We start from the raw sequence: 18,924 nt of genomic DNA, 5'->3' as shown, positions 1-18,924 counted from the left end.
TTTTTTCCTCGAACCGACTGGAGTTCTTCCATGACGCAACAAGCTTCCTCCTCCCTGCGATGGGCATCCGCACTGCTGGGCCTGGCCGCGCTGGCCGCCTCGGGCACGGCACTGGCCGCGAAAGACGTGGTGCTGTCCATCGGCTACCAGCCGGAAACGCTGGACCCGTACAACACCAACACCACCATCACCACGGCCGTGACCAAGACCTTCTATGAAGGCCTGTTCCAGTTCGACAAGGACCTGAAGGTGCAGAACGTGCTCGCCGAGGGCTACGAGGTGTCGAAGGACGGCCTGGTCTACACGATCAAGCTGCGCACCGGCGTGAAGTTCCACGACGGCACCGACTTCAACGCCGACGCGGTGAAGTTCACGCTCGACCGCGTGCTGAACCAGGACAACAAGCTGCTGCGCTACAACCAGTTCAACCGCGTGAGCAAGGTCGAGGTGGTCAACCCGAGCACCGTGCGCATCACGCTGAAGGAGCCTTTCGGCCCCTTCATCAACTCGCTGGCCCACGCATCGGCCGCCATGATCTCGCCCACCGCGCTGAAGAAGTGGGGCAACAAGGACATCGCCTTCCACCCCGTGGGCACGGGCCCCTTCGAGTTCGTCGAGTGGAAGCAGACCGAGGCCGTCAAGGCCAAGAAGTTCGACGGCTACTGGAAGAAGGGCTACCCGAAGGTCGACAACATCTCGTGGAAGCCGGTGCTAGAGAACAACACGCGCGCCGCGATGCTGCAGACCGGCGAGGCCGACTTCGCATTCCCCATTCCCTATGAGCAGGCCGAGCTGCTGAAGAAGAGCGACAAGCTCGAAGTGGTGGCAACGCCCTCGATCATCACGCGCTTCCTGGCATTCAACATGCTGCAGAAGCCCTACGACAACCCGAAGGTGCGCGAGGCCATCGGCTACGCCATCAACAAGGAGGCGCTGGCCAAGGTGGCGTTCGGCGGCTATGCCTTCCCGGCGCAGGGCGTGCTGCCACAGGGCGTGAAGTACGCCGAGAAGATGGCTCCCATTCCCTACGACCTGAAGAAGGCCAAGGAGCTGATGAAGGAAGCCGGCTACCCCGACGGCTTCGAGTCGGTGCTGTGGAGCGCCTACAACAACACGACCTCGCAGAAGACGATCCAGTTCGTGCAGCAGCAGCTCGCGCAGATCGGCATCAAGCTGCAGGTGCAGGCGCTCGAAGTGGGCCAGCGCACCGAGCAGGTGGATGCATGGCCCGATCCGAAGACGGCCAAGGTCCGCATGTACTACACCGGCTGGTCGTCGTCGACCGGCGAGGCCGACTGGGGCCTGCGCCCGCTGTTCGCCTCGGAAGCCTGGGCTCCGAAGCTGAACAACATGTCGTTCTACAAGAGCGAGGTGGTCGACAGCTCGCTGGCCAAGGCGCTGGTGACCACCGACGAGAAGGAACGCGCCGCGCTGTACAAGACCGCGCAGGAAGAGATCCGCAAGGACCTGCCGCGCGTGCCGATGATCACCGAGCAGAACCTGTCGGCGCACGCCAAGCGTCTGTCGGGCGTGTTCGTGATGCCTGACGGCAACATCAACATCGACGCCATCGCCGTGTCGAACTAAGTACTCCCCCAGGCTTCGCGCACTTCGTGTCGCTTCGCCAACCCCCTCGCCGGGGGCAACACCTGCGGCCCGGCAAAGCCGGTTCCGCGGTGTTCCCCGGATGAGGGTGACTGTTTTCTGATGCCATGCTGAATTACTTCCTCAAACGACTGTTGGGCCTGATCCCCACGCTGCTCATCGTGGCGGTGCTGGTGTTCCTGTTCGTCCACATGCTGCCCGGCGATCCGGCGCGTCTCGCCGCCGGCCAGGACGCCGACGAGCAGACCGTGGCCATGGTCCGCGCGGAGCTCGGGCTGGACAAGCCGCTGCCGCAGCAGTTCGTGAACTTCTTCACCCACATGCTGCAGGGCGACTTCGGCACCTCCATCCGCACGCGGCGGCCGGTGGCTACCGAGATCGGCGAGCGCTTCTTCCCGACGGTGATGCTGACCATCACCAGCATGGTGTGGGCGGTGATCTTCGGCATGGCCATCGGCATCGTCTCGGCCGTGTACCGCAACAAGTGGCCCGACCGGCTGGGCATGACGCTCGCGGTTTCGGGCATCTCCTTTCCCGCATTCGCGCTCGGCATGCTGCTGATGCAGATCTTCTCGGTCCAGCTCGGATGGCTGCCCACGGTGGGCGCCAGCAGCTGGAAGCACTACATCCTGCCCTCCATCACCCTGGGCGCGGCCGTGGCGGCCGTGATGGCGCGCTTCACGCGGGCCTCCTTCGTCGAGGTGATCCAGGAGGACTTCGTGCGCACCGCGCGCGCCAAGGGCGTGCGCGAGCGCGCAGTGATCATCAAGCACTGCCTGCGCAACGCGCTCATTCCGGTGGTGACGATGATGGGCCTGCAGTTCGGCTTCCTGCTGGGCGGCTCCATTCTTGTGGAGGCGGTGTTCAACTGGCCCGGCCTCGGCCGCCTGCTGGTCGACGCGGTGCAGATGCGCGACTACCCCGTGATCCAGACGCTGGTGCTGCTGTTCTCGCTCGAATTCATCCTGATCAACCTGGTGGTGGATGTGCTCTATGGCTACATCAACCCGACTATTCGATACAAGTGAGCAAGCAGCCATGACGCAACAAGCTTCCGGCGTGCCTGCCGAAACCATTCCATCTCCTGCAGTGACTGCCGTGCAGACCGCCGGCAAGGTCCGCACCCCCTGGGGCGAATGCTGGCGCCGCTTCAAGAAGCAGCCCGTGGGCATCGTCGCGGCGGCCTTCGTGCTGCTCTTGGTGTTCGTCGCGGTGTTCGCGCCGTGGATCGTGCCCTTCGATCCGGAGAACTTCTTCGACTACGACATGCTGAACACCGGCCCTTCGGCCGCGCACTGGTTCGGCGTCGACCCGCTGGGCCGCGACATCTTCAGCCGCATCCTGATGGGCGCGCGCATCTCGCTGATGGCGGGCTTCCTGTCGGTGGTGCTGGGCGGCATCGTCGGCACGGCCTTCGGCCTGCTGGCGGGCTACTACGAAGGCTGGTGGGACCGCATCGTGATGCGCATCTCGGACGTGCTCTTCGCCTTCCCCGGCATCCTGCTGGCGCTGGGCGTGGTGGCCATCCTGGGCAGCAGCATGACCAACGTGGTGGTGGCTGTGTCGGTGTTCAGCGTGCCGGCCTTCGCGCGCCTCGTGCGCGGCAACACGCTGGTGCTGAAGCAGCAGACCTACATCGAGGCCGAGCGCAGCATCGGCGCCTCGGACTGGACCATCATCGTGCGGCACATCCTGCCGGGCACCATCTCATCGATCGTGGTGTATTTCTCGATGCGCGTGGGCACCTCGATCATCACGGCCGCCAGCCTCTCGTTCCTGGGCATGGGCGCGCAGCCGCCGACGCCCGAATGGGGCGCGATGCTCAGCGAGGCCCGCGCCGACATGGTGACCTCGCCGCACGTGGCGCTCTTCCCCAGCCTGGCCATCTTCTTCACCGTGCTCGCCTTCAACCTGCTGGGCGATGCACTGCGCGACGCGCTCGATCCGAAGATCGACCGCCAGTAAATCCGGTTTTCCTTCTTCATGTCTTCCAGCAAGCAGCAGGCCTCCCTCCCCTTCATCGGCAGCCTGCTCCAGGGCGAACGCAACGCCATCACCGACGTCGCAGGCGTCACCGTCGGCCACCGCACGCTGGCCGACGGCCCCGTGCAGACGGGCGTGACCGTCATCCGTCCGCACGCGGGCGATCTCTTCCGCGACAAGGTGCCGGCCGCCGTGGCGGTGCTCAACGGCTTCGGCAAGAGTGTCGGGCTGATGCAGGTCGAAGAACTGGGCGTGCTCGAAACGCCCATCGCGCTGACGAACACCTTCTCGGTCGGCGCGGTGGCGGCGGCGCAGATCCGCCGCTGCGTGGCCGACAACCCCGAATGCGGACGCACGCTGCCCACGGTCAATCCGCTGGTGTTCGAGTGCAACGACGGCTTTCTCAACGACATCCAGCGCATGGCCGTGAGCGAGGCCGACTACCTGCACGCGCTGGCCGGCGCCACCCCTAACTTCGAGCAGGGCTCGGTCGGCGCGGGGCGCGGCATGTCGAGTTTCCAGCTCAAGGGCGGCATCGGCAGCGCATCGCGGCGGGTGTCGGCGCGCGAGGGCCTGTGCCACACGGTCGGCGCGCTGGTGCTGGCGAACTACGGGCGCCAGCCGCAGCTGCTGCTGGCCGGCCACGCCGTGGGCGAACGGCTCGCCGCGCTGCAGGCCGAACGCAGCCTGCCGGCGGTGAACGAGGCCGAGAAGGGCTCGATCATCATCGTGGTGGCCACCGACGCGCCGCTGGACGCGCGCCAGCTGCGCCGCCTCGCGCTGCGCGCCGGTGCCGGGCTGGCCCGCACGGGCTCGGTCTTCGGGCACGGCAGCGGCGACATCGTGCTGGCCTTCTCCACCGCCTACACCGTGCCCGACAGCGTCGAGCGGCCGATGCCCGCCGTGGCGATGCTGCACGACGGTTTGCTCGACGGCCTGTTCCAGGCCGCGGCCGACAGCACCGAGCAGGCGATCATCCATGCCCTGTGGCGCGCCACCGCCGTCACCGGCCGCGACGGCAACCACCGCGCCTCGCTGGCCGACGTGCTGCCCGCCTCCACCCTCTTCTCAAACCACGCCTGAGCGCGAGCCTTCACCCATGAAAGTCCTGATCTCCACCGACATCGAAGGCGTCGCCGGCGTCTATCACTCCGAGCAGGTGCGCGCGGGCAACCCCGAATACGAGCGCGCGCGGCTGCTGATGACGCACGAGGCCAACGCCGCCATCGCCGGCGCCTTCGACGCGGGCGCGACCGAGGTGCTGGTGAACGATTCGCACGGCGGCTTCCGCAACATGCCGCCGGATTTGCTCGACGCGCGCGCCCGCGTGATCCAGGGCAAGCCGCGCTACCTGAGCATGGTGGCGGGCGTGGAAGAAGGCGGCGTGGACGCCGTCTGCATGGTCGGCTACCACTCGCGCGCGCAGGGGCGCGGCATTCTCGCGCACACCATCAACAGCTTCGCGTTCGCGGGCATCTCGCTCGGCGGCGAGGAACTGGGCGAGGCCGGGCTCTACGGCGCGCTGGCCGGCGAATACGGCGTGCCGGTGGTGATGGCCAGCGGCGACGACGTGTTCATCGCCGAGAACCGCCCGCTCTTCCCGCACGCCACCTTCGTCGAGACGAAGAAGGCCACGGGCTGCACCAGCGGCGTGTCGCTCTCGCCCGAGCAGTCGCGCCGGGCGATCCGTGCGGGCGTGGAAGAAGCATTGGCGGCCCGCGCGAATGCCAAGCCGCTCGTCTTCGAAGGGCCGCAGACGGTGACGCTGCGCGCCCAGACCTCCGCGCTGGCCGACCTGTTCTGCCAGTGGCCGAGCTTCGAGCGCGTGGACGGCGTCACCCTGCGCTTCACCGCGCCGACGGTGGAGGCGGCCGTGCGCATGCTGAACTGCTGCTCGGCGATGTCGTCGATGCTGCGCTGAGGCGCGACGACCCCATCCAAACAACTCAGGCCGACGCGGCCTTGAGCGCCAGCAGGCTGTCGCGCAGCGCCTGCATCAGCGGCGACCACGATGAGCCCGGGCGCGAAAGCAGCACAACCGCGCGCGGCACGCGAAGTGCCGGCACTGGCAGCACCGCGAAGCGGCTGTCGTCGGCATGCCGCATGAAAGAGCGCGGCACCAGCGTGACCAGATCGGTCGCGGCCAGCACCGACAGGTTCAGCTCGGACGCGAACGGCACTTCCATCACGACCCGGGGCGCAGCGAGGTTGTTGCGCGCGAAGATGTCGGTGATCGCCTTGAAGGCGGCCGACGTGGCCGGGCCCGAGATCCATCCGTAGGCCGTGACATCGGCCAGCGAGACGCGCGAGCGCTGCGTCAGCGGATGGCCGGTTCGCACCAGCGGCAGCATCGGGTCGTTGTCGACCTTGGTGCGCTCGGCATCCAGCGGCTGGCCCTCGTAGGCGGGCACCAGCGCCAGGTCGAGCTCGCCTTCGCGCACGAGTGTGGCCAGCGTGTCGGAGCGGTCGACGCGCAGGCGCACCCGCAGCCCCGGGCGTTGGTTCAGCAGCGTGCCCAACGCAGCGGCGACGCGGTTGCCCGAGGTGGTGTCGGTCACGCCCACGCGCAGCAGCCCGGCCTGCTGCGCCCGCATCTCGTTGGCCAGCAACACGGTGTCGGCGTAGTCGGCCTGCAGGCGCCGCACCTGTTCGGCGACCCGCTGCCCGGCCGAAGTCAGCACCATGCCGCGCGCGCTGCGCTCGAACAGCTGCAGCCCGAACTCGCCCTCGACCCGGCGCACGGCCTTGGTCAAGGCGGGCTGGGTCACGCCCTGCTCGTCGGCCGCGGCGGAAAGCAGGCCGGTCTTGGCCACGGCGAGGAAATACTGGACATCGCGCATCGACAGGGACATTCCCCGAGTTTATGACTCAGTGATGACTTGGGAATGAGTCTGGGAGACATCGGCACTTAGATTCCGAAAACGCCAATCCCGGAGCCCATCGCCGTGCCCTCACCCTCCTCCTCTCCCAACATCGTGCTCATCGTCGCCGACAACCTCGGCTGGGGCGAGCTGGGCTGCTACGGCGGCGGCGCGCTGCGCGGCGCACCCACGCCGAACATCGACGCCCTCGCAAAGCAGGGCCTGCTGCTGCAGAACTTCAATGTGGAGAGCGACTGCGTGCCGACCCGCTCCGCGCTGATGAGCGGGCGCCACCCGATCCGCACCGGCTGCCTGCAGTCGGTGCCGCCGGGCCTTCCGCAGGGGCTGACGCGGCGCGAGATCACGCTGGCCCAGCTGCTCTCTGCCCGGGGCTATGCCACCGCGCACTACGGCAAGTGGCACCTGGGCGACGTGCCGGGGCGCTTTCCGTCGGACCGAGGCTTCGACGAGTGGTACGGCATTCCGCGCACCACGGACGAGAGCCAGTTCACCTCGACGGTGGGCTTCGACCCCAGCGTGGTGGAGCTGCCCTGGATCATGCGCGGCCGCAGCGGCGAGCCCTCGGAAGGCGTGAAGGTGTACGACCTGGAGGCGCGGCGGCAGATCGACGCCGACCTGGTCGACATGTCCATCGGCTTCATGCGGCGCCAGCGCGAGGCCGGCAAGCCCTTCTTTCTCTATCTGCCGCTGGTGCACCTGCATTTCCCCACGCTGCCGCACGCCGAGTTCGCCGGCCGCACGGGCGCGGGCGACTTCGCCGATTCGATGGTGGAGATGGACCACCGCGTGGGCCAGGTGGTGCGCGCGCTCGACGAACTGGGCGCGGCCGAAGACACGCTTTTGATCTTCTGCAGCGACAACGGCCCCGAGTTCCGCGCCCCCTACCGGGGCACGGCCGGCCCCTGGAGCGGCACCTATCACACCGCCATGGAAGGCAGCCTGCGGGTGCCCTTCATCGCGCGCTGGCCGGGCCGCATCGCAACCGGCCGGGTGAGCAACGAGATCGTGCACGTGACCGACCTCTTCACCACCCTGGCGGGCGTGGCCGGTGCCGAGCTGCCGCAGGACAGGCCTATCGACGGCGTGGACCAACTGCCCTTCCTGCTGGGCGAGCAGGAGAAGTCGGCCCGCGAGGGCTTTCCCTTCTACATAAAGAACGAGTTGCGGGCAGTGAAATGGCGCGACTGGAAGCTGCACTTCTACTGGGAGCCCGAGGTCAACGAAGGCAAGGGCAAGCTGGAGTCGCCTTACCTCTTCAACACCACCCGCGACCCGAAGGAGACGACCGACGTGCTGGTCTACAACACCTGGGTGCTGGGGCCGGTGCTCAAGCTGGTGAAGGCGTTCCAGGACAGCTTCGCGCGGCATCCGAACACGCCGCCCGGCCAGCTTGACGACTAACCTGATGAACAGCGAGCTCCCATGAACAAGATGCCTTCCGTCTCCCGTCGTCATGCAATGGCCGCCCTGGGTGGCGCCGTCGCGCTCGCGGCCTCTCCCCGCCTCTTTGCCCAAGGTGCCCGCCCGCTGACCTGGCTGGTCGGCCAGCCGGCCGGCGGCAGCGTGGACATCCTGACCCGCCTCGTGGCGCGCCACGTCGAGCAGGCGCTCGGCCAGCCGGTGGTAGTCGACAACCGGCCCGGCGCCGCGGGCGCCATCGCTCTGCAGGCGGCCGCACGGGCACCGCATGACGGGCTGACGGTCGTCACCATTCCCGGGCCGATCCTGACCAGCATGCCCGTGCCCCGGATCGGCAAGGAACTGACCGGCGTGGCCACGCTGGCCAAGGGGCCGATGGTGCTGGTGGGCACCACGGCCAGCCCGATGCCGCCCACGCTGGCCGCGCTGCTCGCCGCCGGCAAGGACCCGAAGGCCTTCAGCTTCGCATCGTCCGGCAACGGAACCAGCCAGCACCTGGCCGGCGAGCTGATGAACCAGATCGCCGGCACGCGGATCGTCCACGTGCCCTACAAGGGCGGCAGCCAGGCCGTCACCGATGTGGTCGGCGGGCAGGTGCAACTGGGCATGCTCGGCATCACGCCGGTGCTGCCGCACATCAAGTCGGGCAAGCTGCATGCGTACGGCGTGACCACTGCCACGCGCTCGCCTGCGCTGCCCGATGTGCCCACGCTGCGCGAAGCCGGCCTGCCCGGTTTCGACGCGGACCAGTGGTTCGTGGTGGCCGCGCCCGCGGGCGTGCCGGCCGAGCGGGTGCGCGCGCTCAACGCGGCGATTGCGCAGGCGCTGCAGAAGCCCGAGGTGCAGTCGGGCTACGCGGCCGCGGGCGTGACGCCGGCTCCCGCCACGGCGGAGCAGACCACGGCCTTCGTGGTGCAGGAACTCCAGCGCTGGCAGACGCTGGCGAAGAAGGCCGATCTGCCGCTGGATTGAGCGGATGACGGCCGGCGCTGCCCGGCCCTCCGTCTTTCCGCCACCGGGCAGGCGCGTGCCCGGAAACGCCTTGCCGGACTCTTCGCTCCGGCTGCCTCGCCTTATCCGGAATAAGCATCAAACCGTCCGGAAACCCGCATGGATACTGGCGAATAAGCTTATCCGCATAAAGCGCGAACCAAAAAATAGTTTGGTTCCATAAGGAGCACTTGGACAATCGCGCCTTCTTGCTGGGGTACCCGCTACGCGCGCGGCACCGCACTTCCCTCAAGACAAACGCACGATGTACCAATACACAGAATTCGACCGCCAGTTCGTCCACCAGCGGGCTGCCCAATTCCGCGACCAGCTCGAGCGCTGGCAGAAGGGCAAGCTCGCCGAAGACGAGTTCCGCCCCCTGCGCCTGCAAAACGGCTGGTACGTGCAGCGCTACGCGCCGATGCTGCGCGTGGCCGTGCCCTACGGCGAACTGTCGAGCCGCCAGCTGCGCGTGCTGGCCCGCATCGCCCGCGAATACGACGAGCCCGAGGCGGAGGTCTACAAGAAGGCCATCGAGACGCAGGGCCTGCTCGGCAGCCACAAGCTGCCCACCCATTACGCCCACTTCACGACCCGCCAGAACGTCCAGTACAACTGGATTCCGCTGGCCAAGTCGGCCGACGTGATGGACTTGCTGGCTTCGGTCGACATGCACGGCATCCAGACCAGCGGCAACTGCATCCGCAACATCACGAGCGACGAGCGCGCCGGCATCGCCGTCGACGAGGTGGCCGATCCGCGTCCGTTCGCGGAAATCATGCGCCAGTGGAGCACGCTGCACCCCGAGTTCGCGTTCCTGCCGCGCAAGTTCAAGATCGCCATCACCGGCGCCACCGAGGACCGCGCCGCCACCGGCTGGCACGACGTGGGCCTGCACGTGGTGAAGAACGAAGCCGGCGAGATCGGTTTCCGCGTGCAGGTGGGCGGCGGCATGGGCCGCACGCCCATCGTGGGCACGGTGCTGCGCGAGTTCCTGCCGTGGCAGCAGATCATGAACTACCTCGAGGCCGTGATCCGCGTCTACAACCGCTACGGCCGGCGCGACAACATCTACAAGGCTCGCATCAAGATCCTGGTGAAGGCCGAGGGGCAGCGCTACATCGACGATGTCGAGGCCGAGTACAAGCAGATCCTCGAGCACGACGGCGCGCCGCACACCATCACGCAGGAAGAGTACGACCGCGTGGCCGCATCCTTCGTGCCGCCCGCGCTCGCCACCCGCGTGCTGCAGAGCGCCGAGAAGACCGACGCCGAGCTGCGCCACCACGCCGCCGACGACGTGCAGTTCGCCCGCTGGCTGGCGCGCAACGTGGCGCCGCACAAGAACCCGGCCCTGCGCGCCGTGACGCTGTCGTTCAAGCGCCTGAAGCAGGCGCCCGGCGACGCCTCGGCCGACCAGCTCGACACCATCGCCGAGCTCGCCGACCGCTTCTCGGCCGGCGAAGCCCGCGTGACGCACGACCAGAACGTGCTGCTGCCCTGGGTGCATGCCGAAGACCTGCACGCGCTGTGGATCGCAGCCCGCGCCGCCGGCTTCGCCAGCGCCAACGTGCACCTGCTGACGGACATGATCGCCTGCCCCGGCGGCGACTTCTGCGCGCTGGCCAATGCGCGCTCCATTCCGGTGGCCGAAGCCATCACCGAGCGCTACCAGGACCTCGACGAGCTCGACGACCTGGGCGAGATCGACCTGCACATCAGCGGCTGCATCAACTCGTGCGGCCACCACCACAGCGGCCACATCGGCATCCTCGGCGTCGACAAGGACGGCAAGGAGTGGTACCAGGTCACCCTCGGCGGCTCCGATGGCTCCGCGCTCAGCGGCACACCGCAGGCCGGCAAGGTGGTCGGCCCCTCGTTCTCGGCGGCAGAAGTGCCCGGCGTGATCGAGGCCGTGCTCAACACCTACCGCGACACCCGCGAAAGCGGCGAGAACTTCATCGACACGCTGCGCCGCGTCGGCCACGACGCGTTCAAGGCCGCCGCCAACGGTGCACGTTTCAAGGTGGAGGAAGCAGCATGAAGAAGACCCTGAACATTCTCTCGGCGGAAGAGCACGTCGACGACGGCGACCCGAAGGTGCTGCAGCTGGCCAACGACGCCGACCCGCTCGCCATCGAGGAGTGCCTGGCCGACATCGAGCGCATCGACCTGCACTTTCCGAAGTTCACCGACGGCCGCGCCTACAGCCAGGCCTTCCTGCTGCGCCGCCGCCTGGGCTTCACCGGCGACATCCGCGCCACCGGCGACGTGCTGATCGACCAGCTCGTGCAGATGGAGCGCACCGGCTTCTCCAGCGCCGTGCTCAAGGAAGGCGTGGACGCCACCGACGCGCAGCGCCAGTTCGACCGCTTCGCTTCCTTCTACCAGGGCGACGCGGTGAAGACCGCGCCGCACTTCGCGGCCGGCAACTGAGAGCGCAGGAAAGCACCGCACATGAGCATCGACATCGAACGCATCAACGCCGAACTCGGCCGCAACGCGCAGGGCCTGGTGGACTGGGCACTCGGCCTGGGCCAGCCGGCCATCGTCACCACCAACTTCCGGCCCTTCGAGGCGGTGATCCTGCACCTGGTCACGCAGGTGAAGCGCGACGTGCCGGTGGTGTGGATGGACAACGGCTACAACACCGAAGCCACCTACCGCTTCGCCGACGAAGTGACGAAGCAGCTGGGTCTGGACCTGCACATCTACCTGCCGCGCCGCTCGCGCGCCCATCGCGAGGCGGTGGAAGGCCCGACGCCCGCGCTGGACGACCCGCGCCACGCCGCATTCACCGAAGAGGTGAAGCTGGAGCCCTTCGCGCGCGCCCTGCGTGAGACGGCGCCGAAGGTGTGGTTCACCGCGCTGCGCGCCACCGACACGGCCGTGCGCGCGCAGATGGACCCGGTCAGCATCAACCCCGACGGGCTGATCAAGGTCGCGCCGCTGCTGCACTGGTCTTCCAAGGACCTGCACGAGTACTGCGTGAAGCACGGCCTGCCCAACAACTTCGACTACGTCGACCCGACCAAGGGCGAAGACAACCGCGAGTGCGGACTGCATCTCGCGCACTGAGCCCCTGCACCGCACCGACCTACCGCATTCAGCCCCATCTCCGATGAACGCACGTACCGAAACCGAACTGCTGCTGCCGCCGGCGCACCTGTCCAACACGCACCTCGACGCGCTGGAGGAAGAAACCATCTTCATCCTGCGCGAAGTGGCGGCCGCCTTCGAGCGCCCCACCCTGCTGTTCTCGGGCGGCAAGGACTCGCTGGTGCTGCTGAAGTGCGCGGAGAAGGCTTTCGGCGTCGGCCGCATTCCCTACCCGCTGCTGATGATCGACACCGGCCACAACTTCCCCGAGGTCACGGAGTACCGCGACCGCCGCGCGAAGGAACTGGGCGCAGAACTCATCGTGCGCAGCGTCGAAGACTCGATGAAGCGCGGCACCGTGCGCCTTGCGCACCCGGGCGAGTCGCGCAACGCGCACCAGTCGGTGACGCTGCTGGAAGCGATTGAAGAATTCCGCTTCGATGCGCTGATCGGCGGCGCCCGTCGCGACGAGGAAAAAGCGCGCGCCAAGGAGCGCATCTTTTCGCACCGCGACAGCTTCGGCCAATGGCAGCCCAAGGACCAGCGCCCCGAGCTGTGGACGCTGTTCAACACCCGGCTGGCCCCGGGCGAGCACTTCCGCGTGTTCCCGATCTCGAACTGGACCGAACTCGACGTGTGGCAGTACATCGCCCGCGAGGAAGTCGGCCTGCCCTCGATCTACTACACGCACAAGCGCGAAGTGGTGGAGCGCCGCGGCCTGCTGGTGCCGGTGACCGGGCTGACCCCCGCTCGCGACGGCGAGACGGTGCAGGTGCGCGACGTGCGCTTCCGCACCGTGGGCGACATCACCACCACCTGCCCGGTGGAAAGCCTGGCGGCCGACGCGAGCGACGTGGTGCTCGAGACGCTGTCGGTCGACGTGAGCGAGCGCGGCGCCACCCGCATGGACGACATGACTTCGGAAGCTTCCATGGAGAAGCGCAAGAAAGACGGGTACTTCTGACCCACCCCCAGGCTTCGCGCACTTCGTGTCGCTACGCCCACCCCCTCGAAGGGGGCAACACCAGCGGCCCGGCAGAGCCGGTTCCGCGGTGTTCCACGAATTGGAGAATCACTCAATGAACGCTGCTGTCATTTCAAACGCCTCGCCCGCCGAAGTCCACGGCGACACCGGCACCGCCCTGCGCTTCATCACCTGCGGCTCCGTCGACGACGGCAAGAGCACGCTCATCGGCCGACTGCTGGTCGACAGCAAGACCGTGCTGCAGGACCAGCTGGCCGGCGTGCAGCGCGGCGGCGAGACGGACCTGGCCCTGCTGACAGACGGCCTTTCGGCCGAGCGCGAACAAGGCATCACCATCGACGTGGCGTACCGCTACTTCTCGACCGCCAGGCGCAAGTTCATCATCGGCGACGCGCCGGGCCATGAGCAGTACACGCGCAACATGGTCACGGCCGCATCGGCCGCCGACGCCGCGGTGGTGCTGGTCGACGCGACCAAGCTGGCCTGGGCCGCCGAGGTGGAAGACGGCACCGTGGTCAAGCGCGAGCTGCTGCCGCAGACGCGCCGCCACACGCTGCTGTGCCACCTGCTGCGCGTGCAGTCGATCGTGTTCGCCATCAACAAGCTGGACGCCATCGGTGATGCCGGCCTGGCCTTCGAGCGCATCTCGACCGCGCTGAACGCCTTTGCCGAAGCGGCCGGCGTGAAAGTCGCGGCCATCGTGCCGATCTCCGCGCTCAAGGGCTGGAACGTGGCGACGCGCCATGCCGACTGGGTCGGCTACGAAGGCCCCAGCCTGCTCGAGCTGCTCGAAGACCTGCCGGTGACGGCGCAGGACGAAGCCGTGCCCTTCGCCTTCCCGGTGCAGTGGGTCGAGAAGTTCTCGTCGTCGGCCGACACCTCGCAGGGCCGCCGCGTGTTCTGGGGCCGCGTCGCCTCGGGCCACGTGGAGCCGGGCCAGCGCGTGACCGTGCTGCCGAGCAACCAGACCGCCACCGTCGCCCAAGTGCTGAGCCACACGCGCCAGCCGAAGGCGGTGCATGCGGGCCACAGCGCCGGCATCGTGCTGGACCGCGAGGTCGACGTGTCGCGTGGCGACTGGCTGCTGGCGCCCGGCGCCTTCGAGCCGGTGCGCGAGATCACCGCCACCGTCGCCTGGCTCGACGACGAGCCGCTGGTCGCGGGACGCGTCTACTGGGCGCTGCAGGGCCACCGCTGGGTGAAGGCCAAGGTCGCGCGCATCGTCGATCGCGTGAACATCACCACGCTCGAATCGGAGCCCGCGACGCAGATCGAGGCCAACGCCATCGGCGACGTGGTGCTGGCGCTGCAGCAGCCGCTGGCGGTGCTGCCCTTCACGCAATCGCGCGCCCTGGGCTCGCTGGTGCTGGTCGATACGGCCTCCCACAAGACCGCCGCTGCCGTGCTCGTGCAGCCCTCCGCCGCAAAGGCCTAAAATCCCGGGTTTTCCCCGACCTCACCACTGACGCCAGAAAACAAATGACCCACGTCGTCTCCGAAGCCTGCATCCGTTGCAAATACACCGACTGCGTGGACGTTTGCCCCGTCGACTGCTTCCGCGAAGGTCCCAACATGCTGGTGATCGACCCGGACGAGTGCATCGACTGCGCGGTGTGCATCCCCGAGTGCCCGGTCAACGCGATCTACGCCGAGGAAGACCTGCCGGCCAACCAGATCGCCTTCATCAAGATCAACGCCGAGCTGGCCCAGGCCGACGGCTGGAAGAGCATCACCAAGCGCAAGCCCGCCCTGCCCGACGCCGAGGAGTGGAAGGACAAGACGGACAAGATCGGGGAGCTGGTGCGCTGAACCAGCCCGCCGCCCCTGCCGTTTCCCCGATCGAGACCGACGCGCTGATCGTCGGCGCCGGCCCCGTGGGGCTGTTCCAGGCCTTCCAGCTGGGCCTGCTCGAAATCTCCTGCCACGTGGTCGATGCACTGCCCGCCGCCGGCGGCCAGTGCGTGGCGCTGTATGGCGACAAGCCCATCTACGACATCCCCGGCACGCCCGTGACCAGCGGGCGCGACCTGGCGCAGTCGCTGCTGCAGCAGGTGGCGCCCTTCAAGCCGCAATTCCATTTCGGCGAACAGGTTTCCACCCTGGCGCGCGAGGCCGACGGGCGGCTGCTTCTCACCACTTCGGCGGGCAAATCATTCCTCGCCAAAACGGTGTTCATCGCGGCCGGTGTCGGCGCCTTCGTGCCCAAGCGCATCGCGGTCGAAGGCATCGCGCAATTCGAGGGCTCCTCGCTCTTCTATCACCCCGATTCGCTGGACCGCTTCGCCGGGCAGACGGTGGTGGTCAACGGTGGCGACGACATCGCGCTCGAAACCGCCATCGCGCTCACCGCCATCGCCAAGCAGGTCACGCTGGTGCACCGGCGCGACGGCTTCCAGGCCGAGGAAGCCACCGTTTCGGCCATGCGCGCCCTCGTGGCCGCGAGCAAGATGGCCTTCCAGGTCGGCCAGCCCACGGCCTTCGACGGCAAGCAGCTCCAGATCACCACGCCCGACGCGACCACGCTCGACCTGCCGCTGGACGCGCTGGTCGCCTGCCTGGGCATCTCGCCGCGCCTCGGCCCCATCGCCGACTGGGGGCTGGAGCTGGAGCGCAAGCAGGTGCCGGTGGACACAGAGAAGTACGAAACCCGCGAACGCGGCGTGTTCGCGGTGGGCGACATCAACACCTACCCGGGCAAGAAGAAGCTCATCGTCTGCGGCTTCCATGAAGCCACGCTGGCCGCCTGGGGTGCCACGGCCATCGTGTTCCCCGGCAAGGCCGTTCCGCTGCAGTACACGACCACCAGCACCCGCCTGCACGAGCTGCTGGGCGTGGCCGGCTCCCGCTAGTTCCTGGCGGCACCGGGCAGCAGCGCCCGGTATTCGCCGATGAAGCTGCCGATGGCGGCCACGTAGCTGTCGATGTCCGCATCGGTCAGCGGCAGCGACAGCACGACGAAGCCGCGCGGCGAGGTGTAGATGCCCTCGCTCAGCAGGTGGAAGAAGAGCAGCTGTCGCAGCCGGGCGTCGACCGGTGCCAGGTCGTCGGTGCTGCGCACCTCGCCGCCCACGAAATGCGCATTCATCAGCGAGCCGATGCCGGTGAACTGCATCGCGACGCCCTCGCTTGCGCACAGTGCGTTCAGCCGCTGCCGCATCGCATCGCCACGCGCTGCCAGTGCGCCCGCGGCCTCCGGCGTGAACAGCTTCGTGAGCCCCGCATGGCCCGCTGCCATCGTCAGCACGTTGTTGTTGAAGGTGCCCGAATGGGCCAGCGGCCCGGTGCGCGGATCGAACAGCGCCATCACGTCGGCACGTCCGCCGAAAGCGCCGAACGACATGCCACCGCCGATGTACTTGCCCAGCGTGGTCAGGTCGGAGCGGATGCCCAGCTTGTTCGCCAGCCCATGCGGCGCGAGGCGCGAAGTCATCACCTCATCGAAGATCAGCAGCGCGCCGACGCGGGTGGCCGATTCGCGCAGCGCCTGCAGGAACTCCAGCCGGCCCGGAATGCATCCGCTCGCGCCCTGCATCGGCTCCAGGAGGATGGCGGCGATCTCGGGGCCGTGTTTTTCGATCTGCTCGCGCGCGGTCTGCTCGTCGTTGTAGGGCAGCACCAGGAAGTCGAAAGGCACGGTCGTCGGCAGCGGCTTGGCGCCGAAGCCCAGCACGCCACCGTGATAGCCGCCCGAAAACACGACGAGCTTGCGGCGGCCGGTGAAGTGCAGCGCAGCCGTCAGCGCCATCAGGTTCGCCTCGGTGCCGGAATTGGTGAAGCGAAGCTGCTCGATCTGCGCAAAGCGCTCGCAGATGAGCCTGGCGAGCCGACCTTCGAGCAGGTTGTGGCCTGTGAGGTTGATGCCGCTGTTCATCGCCTCGACGACGGCCTCCCGGATCTCTGGCGCCGAATGGCCGTAGACGCCGGCCGTGTACTCGGCGATGAAGTCGGCATAGCGGTGACCGTCGGCGTCCCACAGCGTCGCGCCCTCGCCTTTCGCGATGGTCAGCGGGAACGGCGCATAGAACAGCACCGAACGGCTGTTGGCGCCTGGCATGTAGCGCGCCTGCTCCTCGAACTGGCGCAGGCTGGCGGGATTGCTTTCGGTGAAGCGCAGGTGCGCTGCTGCGAGGGCCTGGTCGATGTCGGCGTGCGCCATGGCGATGTCCTTCGTAGGTTGTGCGCCCGTCGCATGCAGCGCGATTTATTGTTCGATGCTCAATTTATTTTGTTTATACAGTCAACCTGACTGCCGCACAATGGCTGCAACCATGACGAAGCAATCGCCCCCCAAGCCACCGAAACCCCGCACTGCCGGCCGCCCCTCCGGCGGCGGTGGCCTGACGAAGCAGCGCATCGCCGAGGAGGCGCTCGCGCAGATCGACGAATTCGGCCTGGGCGCCTTCAGCATGCGCGAGGTGGCGGCCCGGCTCGACGTCTACCCGGCCACGGTGCACTGGCACGTGAGCACGCGCGAGGCACTGCTGGCCGAAGTGGCGGCGCTGGTCATGGCCGAGGTCGCGCCGCCACCCGGCAAGCTCGTCTGGAAGGACTGGATCGCCGAACTCTTCCGCCGCTGCCGTGCCGCCGTGCGGCGCCATCCGAACGTGGCGCAGCTGCTGGGGGCGCAGCTGGTGTCCAACGGCAGCCTGCCGATGGAGCTGGTCGAAGGCATCCTCGCCACGCTGGCCGACGCCGGCTTCGAAGACGAAGCGCTGCTGGAGGCCTACAACTGCGTGGTCGCCGCGATGCTGGGCTTCCTGACGATGGAGTTCTCGCCCCTGCCCGCCGACAACACCCAGGCCTGGGCCGAGGAGCTGCGCGAACGCGTGCACACGATCCGCCCGCTCGACCACCCGGTGCTCACGCGCAACCTCGCGCAGCTGGCCAACAAGGCCTTCATCCTGCGCTGGGACAACGGCACGACGGTGCCGCTGGACAGCAGCTTCGAGCGCCATATCCAGATCACCATCGACGGGCTCGAAGCCTTCGCGCGCCGGATCAGAGCCCGCTAGCAGCCGCGCCTTCGGCCGGCGCGTCGCGCCCGATGCGCAGCAGCGCGTCCTTCAGCCACAGCACGCCGGCGTCGGAGTTGGAGCGCCGGTTCCAGCACACCACCGAGCGGTAGCCCTGCAGCTCGAAGGGCAGCGGATGCACCGCGAGCAGATGCCTGAAGCGCTCGGCCACGCGCAGCGGCATCACGGCGACATGGTCGGTCTGCGCCAGCAGGTCGACGATCTGGCCGAAGCTGGTCATGGCCACGCTCATGGTGCGCGTGCGGCCCAGCCGCGCCAGCACCTGGTCGATGAGATCGTCGAGTGCCGAACTGCCGTAGCCCAGGAAAACGTGCGGCGCATCGCAGAAGTCGTCGAGCGTGGCTTGCTGCGTCATCGTCGGATGGCCCAGCCGCACCGCGACCACGTAGCGGTCCTCGTACAGCAGTTCCGATTCGCAGTCGCTCGGCGGCTGCAGCCGCGGCAGCACGGCGATGTCGAAGTCGCCCTTGCGCAGCCGCTCGGTCAGCGTGAGGAAGGAGCTGGTCTCCCAGTAGATGCGCACGCGCGAGCCGCAGGCCACCAGCTCGTTGGCCAGCCTCGGCAGCAGCAGGTGGCTCGCGTAGTCGCCGCCCGAGATGCGGAAGATGCGCTGCGACCCGGCAGGGTCGAAGCCCTCGCCGGGCTCGAGCATCGCCGACAGGTCGGCCAGCACGCGCTCTACCTGCCCGGCCAGGGCCTGCGCGCGGGCGGTGGGCTCCACGCCGTGCGCGGTGCGGGTGAAGAGCGGATCGCCGAAGGTATCGCGCAGCCGGTTGAGCGAGGCGCTCACCGCAGGCTGGCTCAGGAAGAGCCGGGTCGCCGCGCGCGACACGCTGCGCTCGCGCATCAGCGCGTCGAAGGTCCGCAGCATGCCGACGTCGAGGCTGCGGATATCACGTTGGGCCATATCTCATATCAAAAGCTTCGA

Annotated in this window: 18 protein-coding genes; 15 read left to right on the top strand and 3 right to left on the bottom strand. The window is 68.0% G+C overall.

Annotated elements, in window-relative coordinates; translation table 11 throughout:
• Positions 1–30 precede the first annotated feature (30 nt).
• From gsiB to EJP67_RS03025, 5 genes are all read left to right on the top strand, one after another.
• Entirely contained in the window at positions 31–1,587 is a 1,557-nt protein-coding gene (gene gsiB / locus EJP67_RS03045; RefSeq protein WP_126019275.1) for a glutathione ABC transporter substrate-binding protein GsiB, read from the top strand.
• A 125-nt stretch (positions 1,588–1,712) separates the two neighbouring features.
• Positions 1,713–2,633 (top strand): glutathione ABC transporter permease GsiC, encoded by a 921-nt coding sequence (gene gsiC / locus EJP67_RS03040; RefSeq protein WP_126019272.1) that lies wholly within the window; start codon positions 1,713–1,715, stop codon positions 2,631–2,633.
• A 10-nt stretch (positions 2,634–2,643) separates the two neighbouring features.
• Positions 2,644–3,570: a glutathione ABC transporter permease GsiD gene (gsiD, locus tag EJP67_RS03035; RefSeq protein WP_126019270.1), complete on the top strand. Its 927-nt coding sequence runs from the start codon at positions 2,644–2,646 to the stop codon at positions 3,568–3,570.
• Between the two features lie 18 nt (positions 3,571–3,588).
• A complete protein-coding gene (locus EJP67_RS03030; protein WP_126019267.1) occupies positions 3,589–4,671 on the top strand; it encodes a P1 family peptidase in 1,083 nt (360 codons plus the stop codon).
• Between the two features lie 16 nt (positions 4,672–4,687).
• Entirely contained in the window at positions 4,688–5,509 is an 822-nt protein-coding gene (locus EJP67_RS03025) for a M55 family metallopeptidase (protein ID WP_126019263.1), read from the top strand.
• 25 nt (positions 5,510–5,534) lie between these two features.
• On the opposite strand, the gene EJP67_RS03020 is transcribed toward EJP67_RS03025, so the two are convergent.
• The gene (locus tag EJP67_RS03020) at positions 5,535–6,440 is read right to left on the bottom strand and encodes a LysR family transcriptional regulator (protein WP_126019260.1); all 906 of its coding nucleotides are present in this window, start codon (positions 6,438–6,440) and stop codon (positions 5,535–5,537) included.
• 93 nt (positions 6,441–6,533) lie between these two features.
• Here EJP67_RS03020 and EJP67_RS03015 point away from each other — a divergent pair, with 93 nt between their 5' ends.
• The 9 genes from EJP67_RS03015 (at position 6,534) to EJP67_RS02970 (ending at position 15,812) form a co-directional block, all read left to right on the top strand.
• Positions 6,534–7,871 (top strand): arylsulfatase, encoded by a 1,338-nt coding sequence (locus EJP67_RS03015; RefSeq protein WP_126019258.1) that lies wholly within the window; start codon positions 6,534–6,536, stop codon positions 7,869–7,871.
• 21 nt (positions 7,872–7,892) lie between these two features.
• Entirely contained in the window at positions 7,893–8,861 is a 969-nt protein-coding gene (locus tag EJP67_RS03010) for a Bug family tripartite tricarboxylate transporter substrate binding protein (RefSeq protein WP_126019255.1), read from the top strand.
• A gap of 283 nt (positions 8,862–9,144) precedes the next feature.
• Positions 9,145–10,923 carry a nitrite/sulfite reductase gene (locus tag EJP67_RS03005; protein WP_126019253.1) on the top strand — a complete coding sequence of 593 codons (1,779 nt, stop codon included), beginning with the start codon at positions 9,145–9,147 and terminating at the stop codon, positions 10,921–10,923.
• Entirely contained in the window at positions 10,920–11,315 is a 396-nt protein-coding gene (locus EJP67_RS03000) for a DUF934 domain-containing protein (RefSeq protein ID WP_126019251.1), read from the top strand. Before EJP67_RS03005 ends, EJP67_RS03000 begins: the two co-directional genes overlap by 4 nt.
• Before the next feature lie 21 nt (positions 11,316–11,336).
• Positions 11,337–11,957, top strand: a complete 621-nt coding sequence (locus tag EJP67_RS02995) for a phosphoadenosine phosphosulfate reductase domain-containing protein (protein ID WP_126019249.1) — start codon at positions 11,337–11,339, stop codon at positions 11,955–11,957.
• Between the two features lie 43 nt (positions 11,958–12,000).
• Positions 12,001–12,942 carry a sulfate adenylyltransferase subunit CysD gene (cysD, locus tag EJP67_RS02990; RefSeq protein WP_126019247.1) on the top strand — a complete coding sequence of 314 codons (942 nt, stop codon included), beginning with the start codon at positions 12,001–12,003 and terminating at the stop codon, positions 12,940–12,942.
• A gap of 115 nt (positions 12,943–13,057) precedes the next feature.
• Positions 13,058–14,398, top strand: a complete 1,341-nt coding sequence (locus EJP67_RS02980) for a sulfate adenylyltransferase subunit 1 (RefSeq protein ID WP_126019245.1) — start codon at positions 13,058–13,060, stop codon at positions 14,396–14,398.
• Positions 14,399–14,442: 44 nt separating this feature from the next.
• Entirely contained in the window at positions 14,443–14,772 is a 330-nt protein-coding gene (gene fdxA / locus EJP67_RS02975) for a ferredoxin FdxA (protein ID WP_126019243.1), read from the top strand.
• Positions 14,730–15,812 carry an NAD(P)/FAD-dependent oxidoreductase gene (locus EJP67_RS02970; protein ID WP_240650474.1) on the top strand — a complete coding sequence of 361 codons (1,083 nt, stop codon included), beginning with the start codon at positions 14,730–14,732 and terminating at the stop codon, positions 15,810–15,812. Before fdxA ends, EJP67_RS02970 begins: the two co-directional genes overlap by 43 nt.
• Here EJP67_RS02970 and EJP67_RS02965 read toward each other — a convergent pair.
• On the bottom strand, positions 15,809–17,119 hold the full coding sequence (locus EJP67_RS02965) for an aspartate aminotransferase family protein (RefSeq protein WP_126019241.1): 1,311 nt from the start codon (positions 17,117–17,119) through the stop codon (positions 15,809–15,811). The two genes, EJP67_RS02970 and EJP67_RS02965, sit on opposite strands and share 4 nt — an antisense overlap.
• Positions 17,120–17,231: 112 nt before the next feature.
• Between EJP67_RS02965 and EJP67_RS02960 the strand changes: the two genes are divergently transcribed.
• The gene (locus EJP67_RS02960; protein WP_165909536.1) at positions 17,232–17,975 is read left to right on the top strand and encodes a TetR/AcrR family transcriptional regulator; all 744 of its coding nucleotides are present in this window, start codon (positions 17,232–17,234) and stop codon (positions 17,973–17,975) included.
• Here EJP67_RS02960 and EJP67_RS02955 read toward each other — a convergent pair.
• A complete protein-coding gene (locus EJP67_RS02955) occupies positions 17,962–18,903 on the bottom strand; it encodes a LysR family transcriptional regulator (RefSeq protein WP_126019236.1) in 942 nt (313 codons plus the stop codon). The genes EJP67_RS02960 and EJP67_RS02955 overlap by 14 nt on opposite strands.
• Positions 18,904–18,924 lie beyond the last annotated feature (21 nt).

This window comes from Variovorax guangxiensis (assembly GCF_003952165.1).
Lineage (GTDB): Bacteria > Pseudomonadota > Gammaproteobacteria > Burkholderiales > Burkholderiaceae_C > Variovorax > Variovorax guangxiensis.
This window is presented reverse-complemented; position numbering and strand designations above follow the sequence as displayed.